The 15365-nt window shown below is 72.0% G+C and carries 15 protein-coding genes; 1 reads left to right on the plus strand and 14 read right to left on the minus strand.

The window, feature by feature from the left end; translation table 11 throughout:
- Positions 1-35 precede the first annotated feature (35 nt).
- The 6 genes from carB to pyrR form a co-directional block, all read right to left on the minus strand.
- Complete coding sequence (gene carB, locus ACZ4A5_RS12335; protein WP_467581830.1) at positions 36-3347, minus strand: carbamoyl-phosphate synthase large subunit; 3312 nt, start codon at positions 3345-3347, stop codon at positions 36-38.
- Positions 3340-4482, minus strand: a complete 1143-nt coding sequence (carA, locus tag ACZ4A5_RS12340; RefSeq protein WP_467581832.1) for a glutamine-hydrolyzing carbamoyl-phosphate synthase small subunit — start codon at positions 4480-4482, stop codon at positions 3340-3342. Before carA ends, carB begins: the two co-directional genes overlap by 8 nt.
- Positions 4479-5051, minus strand: coding sequence for a PH-like domain-containing protein (locus tag ACZ4A5_RS12345; protein ID WP_467581834.1), 573 nt, complete (start codon positions 5049-5051; stop codon positions 4479-4481). The genes carA and ACZ4A5_RS12345 overlap by 4 nt, the downstream gene beginning before the upstream one ends.
- Positions 5048-6334, minus strand: coding sequence for a dihydroorotase (locus ACZ4A5_RS12350; RefSeq protein WP_467581836.1), 1287 nt, complete (start codon positions 6332-6334; stop codon positions 5048-5050). Before ACZ4A5_RS12350 ends, ACZ4A5_RS12345 begins: the two co-directional genes overlap by 4 nt.
- A 1-nt stretch (position 6335) precedes the next feature.
- On the minus strand, positions 6336-7367 hold the full coding sequence (locus ACZ4A5_RS12355) for an aspartate carbamoyltransferase catalytic subunit (RefSeq protein ID WP_467581837.1): 1032 nt from the start codon (positions 7365-7367) through the stop codon (positions 6336-6338).
- 108 nt (positions 7368-7475) lie between these two features.
- Positions 7476-8063, minus strand: coding sequence for a bifunctional pyr operon transcriptional regulator/uracil phosphoribosyltransferase PyrR (gene pyrR, locus ACZ4A5_RS12360; RefSeq protein WP_467581839.1), 588 nt, complete (start codon positions 8061-8063; stop codon positions 7476-7478).
- A 222-nt stretch (positions 8064-8285) separates the two neighbouring features.
- Here pyrR and bldD point away from each other — a divergent pair, with 222 nt between their 5' ends.
- Positions 8286-8786: a transcriptional regulator BldD gene (gene bldD / locus ACZ4A5_RS12365; RefSeq protein WP_004948690.1), complete on the plus strand. Its 501-nt coding sequence runs from the start codon at positions 8286-8288 to the stop codon at positions 8784-8786.
- A 98-nt stretch (positions 8787-8884) separates the two neighbouring features.
- Here the strand turns inward: bldD and nusB are convergent, their stop codons facing one another.
- From nusB to aroC, 8 genes are read right to left on the minus strand one after another with little or no spacing between them, the layout of a single operon-like run.
- A complete protein-coding gene (gene nusB, locus ACZ4A5_RS12370; RefSeq protein ID WP_467581841.1) occupies positions 8885-9319 on the minus strand; it encodes a transcription antitermination factor NusB in 435 nt (144 codons plus the stop codon).
- A gap of 2 nt (positions 9320-9321) precedes the next feature.
- Positions 9322-9888, minus strand: a complete 567-nt coding sequence (efp, locus tag ACZ4A5_RS12375; protein ID WP_398872786.1) for an elongation factor P — start codon at positions 9886-9888, stop codon at positions 9322-9324.
- A gap of 46 nt (positions 9889-9934) precedes the next feature.
- Positions 9935-11041, minus strand: a complete 1107-nt coding sequence (locus ACZ4A5_RS12380) for a M24 family metallopeptidase (protein ID WP_467581843.1) — start codon at positions 11039-11041, stop codon at positions 9935-9937.
- Positions 11042-11099: 58 nt separating this feature from the next.
- Positions 11100-11981, minus strand: coding sequence for an AAA family ATPase (locus ACZ4A5_RS12385; RefSeq protein WP_467581985.1), 882 nt, complete (start codon positions 11979-11981; stop codon positions 11100-11102).
- On the minus strand, positions 11978-12430 hold the full coding sequence (gene aroQ / locus ACZ4A5_RS12390; protein WP_467581845.1) for a type II 3-dehydroquinate dehydratase: 453 nt from the start codon (positions 12428-12430) through the stop codon (positions 11978-11980). Before aroQ ends, ACZ4A5_RS12385 begins: the two co-directional genes overlap by 4 nt.
- On the minus strand, positions 12427-13515 hold the full coding sequence (gene aroB, locus ACZ4A5_RS12395) for a 3-dehydroquinate synthase (protein WP_467581847.1): 1089 nt from the start codon (positions 13513-13515) through the stop codon (positions 12427-12429). Before aroB ends, aroQ begins: the two co-directional genes overlap by 4 nt.
- A 7-nt stretch (positions 13516-13522) precedes the next feature.
- Positions 13523-14059: a shikimate kinase gene (locus ACZ4A5_RS12400; protein WP_467581848.1), complete on the minus strand. Its 537-nt coding sequence runs from the start codon at positions 14057-14059 to the stop codon at positions 13523-13525.
- Positions 14056-15240 carry a chorismate synthase gene (aroC, locus tag ACZ4A5_RS12405; RefSeq protein WP_467581849.1) on the minus strand — a complete coding sequence of 395 codons (1185 nt, stop codon included), beginning with the start codon at positions 15238-15240 and terminating at the stop codon, positions 14056-14058. Before aroC ends, ACZ4A5_RS12400 begins: the two co-directional genes overlap by 4 nt.
- Between the last annotated feature and the right edge of the window lie 125 nt (positions 15241-15365).

Below are 15365 nucleotides of genomic sequence, written 5' to 3' on the forward strand. Positions count from 1 at the left end.
AGAGGGGGACACCTTCCGGTGTCCCCCTTCCGTGGCTACGCCTCGCGGGCGGCGGTCAGCGCCGTGGCGTGTTCCTGGAGGGAACGCACGCCGACGTCGCCGCGGGTGAGCGCCTCGATGCCCTGGACGGCGGCCGCGAGGGCCTGGACCGTGGTCAGGCAGGGCACGGCACGGGCCACCGCGGCCGTACGGATCTCGTAGCCGTCGAGCCGGCCGCCGGTGCCGTACGGGGTGTTGACGATCAGGTCGACCTGGCCGTCGTGGATGAGCTGGACGATGGTCTTCTCGCCGGCCGGGCCCTCGCCCTCGCTCTGCTTGCGCACGACGGTGGCGTTGATGCCGTTGCGCTTGAGGACCTCGGCGGTGCCGGAGGTGGCGAGCAGCTCGAAGCCGTGGGCGACCAGCTCGCGCGCCGGGAAGATCATCGAGCGCTTGTCGCGGTTGGCGACGGAGACGAACGCGCGGCCCTTGGTGGGCAGCGCGCCGTACGCGCCGGCCTGCGACTTGGCGTACGCCGTGCCGAAGACCGAGTCGATGCCCATGACCTCGCCGGTGGAGCGCATCTCCGGGCCAAGGACGGTGTCCACGCCGCGGCCGGAGGCGTCGCGGAAGCGGCTCCACGGCATCACGGCCTCCTTGACGGAGATCGGCGCGTCCAGCGGCAGCGTGCCGCCGTCGCCCTCCTTGGGGAGCATGCCCTCGGCGCGCAGCTGGGCGACGGTCGCGCCCAGCGAGATACGGGCGGCGGCCTTGGCCAGCGGCACGGCGGTCGCCTTCGAGGTGAAGGGGACCGTGCGGGAGGCGCGCGGGTTGGCCTCCAGGACGTAGAGGATGTCCCCGGCCATGGCGAACTGGATGTTGATCAGACCACGGACGCCGACGCCCTTGGCGATGGCCTCGGTGGAGGTCCGCAGCCGCTTGATGTCGAAGCCGCCGAGGGTGATCGGGGGCAGCGCGCAGGCGGAGTCGCCGGAGTGGATGCCGGCTTCCTCGATGTGCTCCATGACGCCGCCGAGGTAGAGCTCGTGGCCGTCGTAGAGCGCGTCGACGTCGATCTCGATGGCGTCGTCGAGGAAGCGGTCGATGAGCACCGGGTGCTCGGAGATGAGGCCGGCGTGCCGGGTGAGGTACTCCCCCAGCGACGGCTCGTCGTAGACGATCTCCATGCCGCGGCCGCCGAGCACATAGGACGGGCGGACCATGACGGGGTAGCCGATCTCGGCGGCGATGCCCTTGGCCTCGTCGAAGGAGAAGGCGGTGCCGTACTTCGGCGCGGGCAGCCCGGCCTCGGTCAGCACGCGGCCGAAGGCGCCGCGCTCCTCGGCGAGGTCGATGGCCTCGGGCGAGGTGCCGACGATCGGCACGCCGTTGTCCTTGAGCGCCTGGGCGAGGCCGAGCGGGGTCTGGCCGCCGAGCTGGACGACGACGCCCGCGACGGGACCGGCGAGGGTCTCGGCGTGGACGATCTCCAGGACGTCCTCCAGGGTGAGCGGCTCGAAGTAGAGCCGGTCGGAGGTGTCGTAGTCGGTGGAGACGGTCTCGGGGTTGCAGTTGACCATCACGGTCTCATAGCCGGCGTCGCTGAGCGCGAAGGAGGCGTGGACGCAGGAGTAGTCGAACTCGATGCCCTGGCCGATGCGGTTGGGACCGGAGCCGAGGATGATCACGGCGGGCTTCTCGCGCGGCGCGACCTCGCTCTCCTCGTCGTAGGAGGAGTAGAAGTACGGCGTCTTCGCGGCGAACTCGGCGGCGCAGGTGTCGACCGTCTTGTAGACCGGGCGGACGCCGAGGGCGTGCCGGACCTCGCGGACGACGTCCTCGCGCAGGCCGCGGATGGCGGCGATCTGGGCGTCGGAGAAGCCGTGCCGCTTGGCCTCGGCGAGCAGCTCGGGCTCCAGCTCGCCGACGGCGGCGAGCTCGTCGGCGATCTCCTTGATCAGGAAGAGCTGGTCGACGAACCACGGGTCGATCTTCGTCGCGTCGAAGACCTCCTCCGGGGTGGCCCCGGCGCGGATCGCGGCCATCACGGTGTTGATGCGGCCGTCGGTGGGGACGACCGCCTTCGCCAGCAGCTCCGCCTTGTCGCCGGGCGCGGAGACGAAGTCGAACTGCGAGCCCTTCTTCTCCAGGGAGCGCAGGGCCTTCTGGAGCGCCTCGGTGAAGTTGCGGCCGATGGCCATGGCCTCGCCCACCGACTTCATGGTGGTGGTGAGGGTGGCGTCGGCGGCCGGGAACTTCTCGAAGGCGAAGCGCGGGGCCTTGACCACGACGTAGTCGAGCGTGGGCTCGAAGGACGCCGGGGTCTTCTCCGTGATGTCGTTCGGGATCTCGTCCAGGGTGTAGCCCACGGCGAGCCGGGCCGCGATCTTCGCGATCGGGAAGCCGGTGGCCTTGGAGGCGAGCGCCGAGGAGCGGGAGACGCGGGGGTTCATCTCGATGACGATGATCCGGCCGTCGTCGGGGTTGACCGCGAACTGGATGTTGCAGCCGCCGGTGTCGACGCCGACCTCGCGGATGATCGCGATGCCGATGTCGCGCAGCCGCTGGTACTCGCGGTCGGTGAGCGTCATCGCCGGGGCGACGGTGATCGAGTCACCGGTGTGCACGCCCATGGGGTCGAAGTTCTCGATGGAGCAGACGACCACGACGTTGTCGTTGCGGTCGCGCATCAGCTCCAGCTCGTACTCCTTCCAGCCGAGGATGGACTCCTCCAGGAGCACCTCGGTGGTCGGGGAGAGCGTGAGGCCCTGGCCGGCGATGCGGCGCAGCTCGTCCTCGTCGTGGGCGAAGCCGGAGCCGGCGCCGCCCATGGTGAAGGAGGGGCGGACGACGACGGGGTAGCCGCCGAGCTCCTCGACGCCCGCGAGGACCTCGTCCATGGTGTGGCAGATGACCGAGCGGGCGGACTCGCCGTGGCCGATCTTCGCGCGGACGGCCTCGACGACGCCCTTGAACAGGTCGCGGTCCTCGCCCTTGTGGATCGCCTCGACGTTGGCGCCGATGAGCTCGACGTCGTACTTCGCCAGCACGCCGTTCTCGTGCATGGAGATCGCGGTGTTGAGCGCGGTCTGGCCGCCGAGGGTGGGCAGGAGGGCGTCGGGGCGCTCCTTGGCGATGATCTTCTCGACGAACTCGGGGGTGATCGGCTCGACATAGGTGGCGTCGGCGATCTCCGGGTCGGTCATGATCGTGGCCGGGTTGGAGTTGACCAGGATGACCCGCAGGCCCTCGGACTTGAGGACCCGGCACGCCTGGGTGCCGGAGTAGTCGAACTCGGCGGCCTGGCCGATGACGATCGGGCCGGAGCCGATGACCAGGACGGACTGGATATCGGTGCGCTTAGGCACGCTGGCCCTCCATGAGCTGGACGAAGCGGTCGAACAGGTACGCCGCGTCGTGCGGGCCTGCTGCTGCCTCGGGGTGGTACTGGACGCTGAACGCCGGCTGGTCGAGCAGCTGGAGGCCCTCCACCACGTTGTCGTTCAGACAGACGTGGGAGACCTCGACCCGGCCGTACGGCGTGGCGGTCGCCGCGTCGAGCGGGGCGTCGACGGCGAAGCCGTGGTTGTGCGCGGTGACCTCGACCTTGCCGGTCGTGCGGTCCTGCACGGGCTGGTTGATGCCGCGGTGGCCGTACTTCAGCTTGTAGGTGCCGAAGCCGAGCGCGCGGCCGAGGATCTGGTTGCCGAAGCAGATGCCGAAGAGCGGCGTCTTGCGGGAGAGGACCTCCCGCATCACGGCGACGGGGCCGTCGGCGGTCGACGGGTCGCCGGGGCCGTTGGAGAAGAACACGCCGTCCGGGTCGACGGCGTAGACGTCCTCGGCGGTGGCGGTGGCGGGCAGGACGTGCACCTCGATGCCGCGCTCGGCCATCCGGTGCGGGGTCATGCCCTTGATGCCGAGGTCGACCGCGGCGACGGTGAAGCGCTTCTCACCGATCGCGGGGACGACGTAGGTCTCCTTGGTGGCGACCTCGGCGGAGAGGTCGGCGCCCTGCATCTCGGGGGCCTGGCGGACCTCGGCGAGCATCGTGCCCTCGTCGGGCAGGCTGTTGCCGGAGAAGATGCCGACCCGCATCGCGCCGCGCTCGCGCAGGTGGCGGGTGAGGGCGCGGGTGTCGATGCCGCTGATGCCGACGACGCCCTGGTGGCTCAGCTCCTCGTCGAGGGAGCGGCGGGAGCGCCAGTTGGAGGGGATCCGGGCGGGGTCGCGGACGACGTAGCCGGCGACCCAGATCCGCTTCGACTCGGGGTCCTCGTCGTTGACGCCGGTGTTGCCGACGTGCGGGGCGGTCATGACGACCACCTGGCGGTGGTACGACGGGTCGGTCAGGGTCTCCTGGTAGCCGGTCATGCCGGTGGAGAACACCGCCTCGCCGAAGGTCACCCCCACGGCCCCGTAGGCGCGGCCGCGGAAGGTCCGGCCGTCCTCCAGGACGAGTACGGCGGGGACCTTGGCGGTCCCCCTGGTGGAGGTCGTCATCGTGCGCCTTCCATGTCGTGGTTCGGGTGGTGCGGCCGGGTGAGTGCCTCGACCCAGGCGGGGTGTTCGGCGGCCCGGTCGGAGCGGAAGCCGGAGTCGATCCGCCGGTCGCCGTGCTCCCAGGTGATCACCAGCAGGCCGCCCTCGGTGAGGACCTTGCCGGCGATGCCCTTGTCGAGCCGGGCGCCGCGCACCCGGTCCGCGGGGATGAAGAAGTCCTGGGCACCGGGCCGTACGACGGTGACGCCCTGGTCCGTCAGGGTGAGCTCGGCGCGGCTGCGGGTGCCGAGGCCGCGCGCGACGATCCGGTCGAGCCACTGCCCGGCGGTGGTGGAGCCGTGGTAGCGGCCCGCCATGGTCAGCCGCGGCTCGGCGGCGGTGGCCGGGGCCGCGGGCAGCTCGGGCAGGTCGCCCTGGAGCGTGCCGCGCCACTTCCAGCCCTCGCGCATCAGCCAGTAGAGCAGCGCGATGAAGAGCAGCAGCCCGACGACCCAGCCGATCCGTGCGGCCCAGTCGGTGACGGCCTGGGACTTCTCCTCGACCGCCAGATTGATCAGTGCAGATGTCACGCGAGATTCCCGTCCACGACCGTCGCCCGTCCCCGCAGGAAGGTGTGGGTGACGCGTCCCGGCAGCTCACGGCCCTCGTAGGGGGTGTTGCGGCTGCGGGAGGCGAAGCCCGCGGGGTCCACGGGTCCACGGTAAGCGGAATCGACCAGGGTGAGGTTGGCAGGCTCTCCGGCGGCGACCGGGCGGCCGTGACCGGCGAGGCGGCCGATCTCCGCCGGGCGGGCGGACATCCGCTCGGCGACGCCCGCCCAGTCCAGCAGGCCGGTGTCGACCATGGTGTGCTGGACGACCGACAGGGCGGTCTCCAGGCCGACCATGCCCATGGCCGCGGCACCCCACTCGCAGTCCTTGTCCTCGTGCGGGTGCGGGGCGTGGTCGGTGGCGACGATGTCGATCGTGCCGTCGGCCAGCGCCTCGCGCAGCGCCAGCACGTCGCGCTCGGTGCGCAGCGGCGGGTTCACCTTGTAGACGGGGTTGTAGGTCCGTACGAGCTCGTCGGTGAGGAGCAGGTGGTGCGGCGTGACCTCGGCGGTGACGTCGATGCCGCGGGACTTGGCCCAGCGGACGATCTCCACCGAGCCCGCCGTGGAGAGGTGGCAGATGTGCACCCGGGAGCCGACGTGCTCGGCGAGGAGGACATCGCGGGCGATGATCGACTCCTCGGCGACGGCGGGCCAGCCGCCGAGGCCGAGCTCGGCGGAGACGATGCCCTCGTTCATCTGGGCGCCCTCGGTCAGCCGCGGCTCCTGGGCGTGCTGGGCGACGACGCCGCCGAACGCCTTCACGTACTCCAGGGCGCGGCGCATGATCACGGCGTCGTCGACGCACTTGCCGTCGTCGGAGAAGACGCGGACGCCGGCGGCGGAGTCGTGCATCGCGCCCAGCTCGGCGAGCTGCTTGCCCTCCAGGCCGACGGTGACGGCGCCGATGGGCTGCACGTCGCAGTAGCCGGACTCCTTGCCCAGGCGCCACACCTGCTCGACGACGCCGGCGGTGTCGGCGACGGGGAAGGTGTTCGCCATGGCGAAGACGGCGGTGTAGCCGCCGCTCGCGGCGGCCCGGGTGCCGGTCAGGACGGTCTCGGAGTCCTCCCGGCCCGGCTCGCGCAGGTGGGTGTGGAGGTCGACCAGGCCGGGCAGCAGGATCTTGCCGTCGGCCTCGATGACGGTGGCGTCGCCCGCGTCGATGCCGGTGCCCACCTCGGCGATGGTCTCGCCGTCGATGAGGACGTCCTGGGGCTCGCCGCCGAGGATCTTCGCACCGCGGATCAGGATCTTGCTCATGTCAGTTGTTCTCCTCGGCATCGAGAGACCGGCGCGGAGCGCCGCCGTCAAGGGTGGCGGTGGGCGACGGGTGGGCGAAAGTGACGGCCGGCTCGGAGCCGCCGAGCAGGAGGTAGAGGACGGCCATGCGGATGCTCACGCCGTTGGCGACCTGCTCGACGGCGGTGCAGCGGTCGGAGTCGGCGACCTCCGCGGTGATCTCCATACCCCGGTTCATCGGGCCGGGGTGCATCACGATGGCGTGCTCCGGCATCCGGGCCATCCGGTCGCCGCTCAGGCCGTAGCGGCGGGAGTATTCGCGCTCGGTGGGGAAGAAGGCGGCGTTCATGCGCTCGCGCTGGACGCGCAGCATCATGACGGCGTCGGACTTCGGCAGCACCGCGTCCAGGTCGTAGGAGACCTCGCAGGGCCACTGCTCGACGCCGATCGGCACCAGGGTGGGCGGCGCGACCAGGGTGACCTGGGCGCCGAGGGTGTGCAGCAGGTGGACGTTGGAGCGGGCCACCCGGCTGTGCAGGACGTCGCCGACGATCGTGATCCGGCGGCCGCCGAGGTCCCGGCCGAGCCCGGCGTCGCGCCCGACCAGGCGGCGGCGCATGGTGAAGGCGTCCAGGAGCGCCTGGGTGGGGTGCTCGTGGGTGCCGTCACCGGCGTTGACCACGGCGCCGTCGATCCAGCCGGAGTTGGCCAGCCGGTAGGGGGCACCGGAGGCGTGGTGGCGGATGACGACGGCGTCGGCGCCCATGGCCTCCAGGGTCAGGGCCGTGTCCTTGAGGGACTCGCCCTTGGAGACCGAGGAGCCCTTGGCGGAGAAGTTGATGACGTCGGCGGAGAGCCGCTTGGCGGCGGCCTCGAAGGAGATGCGGGTCCGCGTCGAGTCCTCGAAGAAGAGGTTGACGACGGTGCGGCCGCGCAGGGTCGGCAGCTTTTTGATCGGCCGGTCGGCGACCCGGGCCATCTCCTCGGCGGTGTCGAGGATGAGGACGGCGTCGTCGCGGGTGAGGTCGGTGGCCGAGATGAGGTGGCGCTTCATCCGGATGCTCCGTGGTCGAGGAGGTGGGGGTGGGGATGGCGAACGGCGGGGCCGCGTCCGGGCATGCGGGGGCGCGGAACCGGCGGTCGCCGGGGCCGGAGGCGACCGCTACTGCTGGGCCGGGGCACTCTCGCGCACGCCGAGGAGCACGCTGTCGCGGCCGTCCTCCTCGGTGAGCTGCACCTTGACCGTCTCCCGCAGCGACGTGGGGAGGTTCTTGCCGACGTAGTCGGCGCGGATGGGCAGCTCGCGGTGGCCGCGGTCGACGAGGACCGCGAGCTGGACGGCGCGGGGGCGGCCGATGTCGTTCAGCGCGTCGAGCGCGGCGCGGATCGTCCGGCCGGAGAAGAGCACGTCGTCGACCAGGATCACCAGACGGCCGTCGATGCCGGGGCCGGGGATGTCGGTGCGGGCGAGCGCGCGGGCGGGGCGCAGCCGCAGGTCGTCGCGGTACATGGTGATGTCGAGGGAGCCGACCGGGGTCTTGCCTCCGGTGATCTCCTCGAGCTTGGCGGCCAGCCGGCGGGCGAGGAAGACCCCGCGCGTCGGGATGCCGAGGAGCACCACGTCGTCGGCGCCCTTGGCGCGCTCGACGATCTCGTGTGCGATACGGGTCAGGACCCGGGCGATGTCCGGTGCTTCGAGCACGGGACGAGCGGCGGAACCGGCCTGGTTCACGTCACGGTTTGCGTCCATACGAAACGGACCCCCTTCTCCGCCTCACGGGACGGACATTAAAGGACGTCGGATTTACCTTTCTCACCGTACCAGGGTCCCGGACCAGGACCGGCCACCGCCCCGCACGGGGGATGCTGTGGACCATTCGGCTTGACGAAGTCAGATTACGCTGCGTAACCTCACAGTGAGTTACCAGCCACGCGGCAGAGCCGCAGATTGATACCGCGTCCGGGGAGCTTTATGTCCAGCGAATACGCCAAACAGCTCGGGGCCAAACTCCGCGCCATCCGCACCCAGCAGGGCCTCTCCCTCCATGGCGTCGAGGAGAAGTCCCAGGGCCGCTGGAAGGCCGTGGTAGTGGGCTCGTACGAGCGCGGCGACCGTGCCGTGACCGTGCAGCGCCTGGCCGAGCTGGCCGACTTCTACGGCGTTCCGGTGCAGGAACTGCTGCCGGGCACCACGCCGGGCGGGGCCGCCGAGCCGCCGCCGAAGCTGGTTCTGGACCTTGAGCGCCTGGCCCACGTGCCGGCCGAGAAGGCGGGTCCGCTCCAGCGCTATGCCGCGACCATCCAGAGCCAGCGCGGCGATTACAACGGCAAGGTCCTGTCGATCCGCCAGGACGACCTGCGCACCCTTGCCGTGATCTATGACCAGTCGCCTTCGGTGCTCACCGAGCAGCTGATCAGCTGGGGTGTGCTCGACGCCGACGCGCGCCGCGCCGTCCAGCACGAGGACGCCTGAGCCCCGGCTCGGTGAAATCCCCGCCCTGACGGGCCAAAGCCGTGGGGCGGGGAGAAACCCTTCAAGGTTTCTCCCCGCCCCACGGCTTTTTACGTCTGTCAGCTCTCGTCGCGACGAAGGCTCGGCTTGAGGTCCTTGAACCGGCCGAGCAGACCGTTCACGAAGGACGGCGAGTCGTCGGTGGAGAACTCCTTGGCGAGCTGCACCGCCTCGTCGATCGCCACCGCGTCCGGGGTCTCGTCCTCCCAGATCAGCTCGTAGGCACCGAGCCGCACGATGTTCCGGTCCGCGACCGGCATCCGGTCCAGGTCCCAGTCGACCGCGTAGGTGGCGATGAGCTCGTCGATGCGGGAGACATGCTCCGCGTACCCCTCGACCAGCTGCATCGTGTATTCGTTGACCGGCGGCTGCCGGTCGTCGGAGCGCGAGTGCCGGACCCAGTCGGCGAGGACGTCTCGCACGGTGGTGCCGCGCTGATCGGCCTCGAAGAGGATCTGGAAGGCGCGCTTACGGGCCTTGCTGCGGGCGGCCACGGTTAGCTGTTCACCCGACCGAGGTAATCACCGGTGCGCGTGTCGACCTTGATCTTCTCACCCGTGGTGATGAAGAGCGGGACCTGGATCTCGTAGCCGGTCTCCAGCTTGGCGGGCTTGGAGCCACCGGTGGAGCGGTCGCCCTGGACACCCGGCTCGGTGTGCTCGATGGTCAGCTCGACGGCGGCCGGCAGCTCGACGTAGAGCACCTCGTCGCCGTGCTTCGCGACGACGGCCTCGAAGCCCTCGAGCAGGAAGTTGGCGGCGTCGCCGACGGTCTTGCGGTCGACGTGCAGCTGGTCGTACGTGTCCATGTCCATGAAGACGAAGTACTCGCCGTCCATGTACGAGAACTGCATACCGCGCTTGTCGACGTTGGCCGTCTCGACCTTCACACCGGCGTTGAAGGTCTTGTCGACCACCTTGCCGGAGAGCACGTTCTTCAGCTTCGTGCGGACGAAGGCGGGGCCCTTGCCGGGCTTGACGTGCTGGAACTCGACGACGGACCAGAGCTGGCCTCCGTCGAGCTTGAGCACCATGCCGTTCTTGAGGTCGTTCGTGGAAGCCACGGTTGCGGAATCTCCTGGACTGAAGCTGGGACCCCGAAGGCACGCGCTAAAGCGCGAGCAGCTCCTTGGTCGTAATGGTGAGTAGCTCGGGTCCGCCATCCGCCTCGGGGCGGACGACGAGCGTGTCATCGATCCGGACGCCGCCCCGCCCCGGGAGGTTGACCCCCGGATCTACGGTGACCGGCACGCAAGCGTCCAGTTTACCCATTGCCGAGGGCGTCAGCCGAGGGTCCTCGTCGTTTTCGAGTCCCACGCCGTGTCCGATGCGCGGTCCGAGCCGCTCACCGTGGCCCGCGGCCTCCAGCACGACCCGTGCCGCGCGGTCCACTTCGCGGTAGGGAGTGCCCGGCGCGAGCTTCTCCCGGCCCGCCCGCTGAGCGGCGAACACCTGCTCGTAGAGCTCGATCTGCCAGTCCGCCGGGCTGGTGCCGATGACGAAGGTCCGGCCCACCTCGCTGCGGTAGCCGCGGTAGTCGGCGCCCAGGCACACACAGAGGAAATCGCCCTCCTCCACCCGCCGGTCGGTGGGCACGTGCCCGGCCAGCCCCGAATTCGGGCCCGCGCCGACCGAGGTGGTGAAGGCCGAACCCGAGGCGCCGTGGTCGATCAGGCGGCGCTCCAGCTCCAGCGCCAGATGCCGCTCCGTGCGGCCGACGAGGATCGACTCCAGCAGCTCGCCCAGCGCCTGGTCGGCGATCTCCGCGGCGATCCGCAGCGCGGAGATCTCCTCGTTGTCCTTGACCACCCGCTGCTGCTCCACGGCCGTGCCGAGGTCGTCCAGGCGCAGCCGGGGCGCGACCGAGCGCAGGGCGCGGTGCCGGGCGACGGTCAGGTGGTGCTCCTCGACGGCCAGCGAGCGGGCACCGGCCGCGGCGGCCCGCTCGGCCCCGGCGACGGCCGGGTCGCCGCCCGGCAGGGGCAGCGCCTCGATCCGCAGGCCCTCGGCCGGGCGGTCGGCCGGGCCGCGCACGGCCAGGTCGCCCGGACACAGCAGGGTGTCCTCCACGGGCCCGACGAGCAGCGCGGCACCCGCCGGCGCCCCGCCCGCCAGATACCGGACATTGGCGCCGCCGGACACCAGGGCGGCCTCGCTCCCGGCCGCCTCGCAGCGCTCACGCAGCCGCGCGCGGCGCGCCGCGTACACCTCGGACATGCCTCCGAGCGTACGGCGGAGTGCCGTGGCGGGCCGTTCCAGCGCGTCCGACCGGGGCCTACGGATAGCCGGGCGGCGCGGCCAGGGCGCGGGCGACCACGTCGTCCAGCAGGCGGGCCGTGGTGGCGACGTCCTGCTGGGAGTTGTCGATGATCGGCAGACCGGAGCCGTACCAGCCGGCCATGCGGCCGTGGATCCGGGCGACTTCCTCGTCGCCGAGGCGGCGGTTGCCGGTGCGCTCGGCGTTGCGCTCCAGGACGATCTCCAGGCCGGGCAGCAGGACCACGGGCAGCAGCCCCGGCCCCACGTGCCGCTTCCAGCCGCCGAGGCCGACGACGGGCCGGTCGGGGAAGACGGCGTCGTCCAGGACGCAGGAGATGCCGTTGGCGAGGAAGTTGCGGGCGGCGAAGCCGCAGGTGCGGCGGGCGAGGCGGTACTGCGCCTCGGAGTGGTCGTTCCACCCGGACCGCGGGTCGGCGAAGCCGGAGCGCACCCACTCGCGCACGTCGTCGAGGCTGATGTGCGCCGTGGGCACGGCGCGGGTGTCCGCCCAGTGCCGTGCCACGGTGGTCTTGCCCGCGCCGGCCGGGCCGATGAGCAGCAGGGCCACGGCGGCGTGCGTCGCGGGCGCGGCCTCGACGGCGGGCGCGGTGAAGGCCGCGGGCATGGTGAAGGCCGCGGTGGCGTCCGGCCCGGGCGGGGGTGGTACGGGTGGCATCGGGGGGTGGGGCGGTGGCACCGGCGGTCCCCCAGGGTGCTGCATGCGGTTGGCACTCCGTCTCGTGCGGCGACTTGCGCGGCAGAGGCTATCCCCCGCCCGGCCCGGCCCCCGTGCGGGGGTAGGGCCCGCCGGTCCCGTGGGAGCTGGTCGCGCCGTTCCGCGGGTCCCTCGCGGGGGCCGGGGCAAAGCCCCGGTCCCCGGTGAAGACGCGCGGGTCAGCCCCGCAGTTCCTCCGCCAGGGCGCGGAGCGCCAGCCGGTAGGACCCGATGCCGAAGCCGGCGACCGTGCCGCTGGCCACCGCGGCGATCACGGACGTGTGGCGGAACTCCTCGCGCGCGTACGGGTTGGAGATGTGCACCTCGACCAGCGGCGCGGTGCGCTGGGCCGCGGCGTCCCGCATGGCGTACGAGTAGTGCGTGAAGGCGCCGGGGTTGATGACCACCGGGATCCGCCCGTCGGCCGCCTCGTGCAGCCAGCGGACCAGCTCGCCCTCGTCGTTGGTCTCGCGGACCTCGACGTCGAAGCCGAGCTCCGCGCCGAGCTCCGCGCAGGCCGCGACCAGGCCCTTGTAGGAGGTCGAGCCGTAGACGTCGGGCTCGCGCGAGCCGAGCCGGCCGAGGTTGGGCCCGTTGAGCACGAGCACCCGGGCGCGCTCGCCGGCGCTCACGCGGCGATCTCCGCGTGGGCGGCGAGGAGCATCGCCGGGTCCGGGGATTCCAGGACGGTGGGCTTGGCGAGGCCGTCGAGGACGATGAAGCGCAGCCGGTCGCCACGGGACTTCTTGTCGACCTTCATGGTCTCGACGAGCTTGGGCCACTGGTCGCCGCGGTAGGTCACGGGCAGGCCCACGGACTCCAGGATGGCGCGGTGCCGGTCGGCGGTCGCGTCGTCCAGGCGGCCCGCGATGCGGCCGAGTTCGGCGGCGAAGACCATGCCGACGGAGACCGCGGCGCCGTGCCGCCAGTTGTAGCGCTCGTTCTTCTCGATCGCGTGGGCGAGGGTGTGCCCGTAGTTGAGGATCTCGCGCAGGCCCGACTCCTTGAGGTCGGCGGAGACGACCTCCGCCTTGACCCGGATGGCGCGCTCGATCAGCTCCGCTGTGTGCGCGCCCCGCGGGGTGCGGGCGGCCGCCGGGTCCGCCTCGACGAGGTCGAGGATGACCGGGTCGGCGATGAAGCCCGCCTTGATGACCTCGGCGAGTCCGCTGACGTAGTCGTGGACCGGCAGCGACTCCAGCGCGGCGAGGTCGCACAGGACGCCGGCCGGGGGGTGGAAGGCGCCGACGAGGTTCTTGCCTTCTGCGGTGTTGATGCCGGTCTTGCCGCCGACGGCGGCGTCGACCATGCCCAGCACGGTGGTGGGCACGGCGATCCAGCGCACCCCGCGCAGCCAGGTCGCGGCGACGAAGCCGGCCAGGTCGGTGGTGGCGCCGCCGCCCACGCCGACGATGACGTCGGTGCGGGTGAAGCCGGTCTGGCCGAGCGCCTTCCAGCAGTAGGCCGCCACCTCGACGGTCTTGGACTCCTCGGCGTTGGGGAGCTGGACGGCGATCGCTTCGTAGCCCTGCGCGGCCAGATCCTGGCGGAGCACCTCGCCGGTCTCGGCCAGCGCCTCCGGGTGGAGCACGGCGACCCGCTTGGCCTCGGTGCCGATCAGGCCGGGCAGTTCGCCCAGCAGCTGGTGGCCGACCAGGACCTCGTACGGCTCGGAGCCCGCGCTGGCGACCCGGATGCGGGTGGGGGCGTCGGTCATGCGTTCCTCATTGCGTGGTGTCGGGGGTACGGTCCCGGGGCAGCGCCAGCGCGTCGAGCACGGCGTCGGCGACCTCGTCCGGGGTGCGGCCGCCGGTGGTGACGACGGCGCGGGCGACCTCGGTGTAGAGCGGGCGGCGCGCCGCCATCAGCTCCCGCCAGCGCTGCCGCGGGTTGACCGCGAGCAGCGGGCGCGGGGCGTCCAGGCCCACCCGGTGGACGGCGTCGGCGAGTTCGACGTCGAGGAAGATCACCGGGAGGCCCTTGAGCAGGGCGCGGGTGCCGTCGTCCATGACCGCCCCGCCGCCGAGGGCGAGCACCCCGGGGTGCTCGGCCACGGCGCTGCGGACGGCCTGCCGCTCCAGCTCGCGGAAGTGCGGCTCGCCCTCGTCGATGAAGATCTCCGGGATGGGCTTGCCCGCGGTCCGCTCGATGTCGGCGTCGGTGTCGCGGTAGCCGGTGCCCAGCCGCTGGGCGAGCAGGGCACCGATGGTGGACTTGCCCGCTCCGGGCGGGCCCACCAGCACGACGGCGGGAGGGGTCACTTGATGGCCAGGTTGTCGAGGTAGCTCCGGACGTTGCGACGGGTCTCCGCGACGCTGTCGCCGCCGAACTTCTCCGCCACCGCGTCCGCCAGCACCAGCGCCACCATGGCCTCCGCCACGATGCCCGCGGCCGGGACGGCGCAGACGTCGGAGCGCTGGTGGTGCGCCTGCGCGGCCTCGCCGGTGCTCACGTCGACCGTGGCGAGCGCGTGGGGCACGGTCGCGATGGGCTTCATCGCCGCCCGCACCCGCAGCAGCTCGCCGGTGGTCAGGCCGCCCTCGGTGCCACCGGAGCGGCCGGAGGTGCGGCGGATGCCGTCGCCGGTGGCGACGATCTCGTCGTGCGCCTGCGAGCCGGGCACCCGGGCCAGGTCGAAGCCGTCGCCGACCTCCACGCCCTTGATCGCCTGAATGCCCATCAGCGCGGCCGCGAGGCGCGCGTCGAGCCGGCGGTCCCAGTGCACGTGCGAGCCGAGGCCGACCGGGACGCCGTACGCGAGCACCTCGACGACGCCGCCGAGCGTGTCGCCGTCCTTGTGGGCCTGGTCGATCTCGGCGACCATCGCCTTGCTCGCGTCCTGGTCCAGGCAGCGCACCGGGTCGGCGTCGAGGCGCTCGACGTCGGAGGGCTGGGGGTAGACGCCGTACGGCGCCTTGGCCGAGGCCAGCTCCACGACATGGGAGACGATCTCGATGCCGGCCGTCTCCTTGAGGTAGGAGCGGGCGACGGCGCCCAGCGCCACGCGGGCCGCGGTCTCCCGGGCGGAGGCGCGCTCCAGCACCGGACGGGCCTCGTCGAAGCCGTACTTCTGCATGCCCGCGAGGTCGGCGTGGCCGGGGCGGGGGCGGGTCAGCGGGGCATTACGGGCCAGCGCGGCGAGCTCGTCGGCGTCGACCGGGTCGGCGGACATGACCTTTTCCCACTTGGGCCACTCGGTGTTGCCGACCATGACGGCCACCGGGGAACCCATGGTCAGACCGTGGCGCACACCGCCGAGGAAGGTGACCTCGTCACGCTCGAACTTCATGCGCGCGCCGCGGCCGTAGCCGAGGCGCCGCCTGGCCAGGTGGTCCGCCACCATCTCCGTGGTGATCGGCACACCGGCGGGCAGCCCCTCCAGCGTCGCCACCAGTGCCGGACCATGGGACTCTCCGGCCGTCAGCCAGCGCAACCTGCTCAACGGGACTCCTCTGCTCGCGCCTGATCTTGCTGCGGCGCGACCCGGGGGTACCTCCCAGCGATGGCTGGGGGCGCGCGGCCCTGGCCCGCCGTCCTCGATCCTCCCACGTCCCGGGCCCTTTCCCG

It is taken from the genome of Streptomyces sp. NPDC025618 (assembly GCF_055558795.1).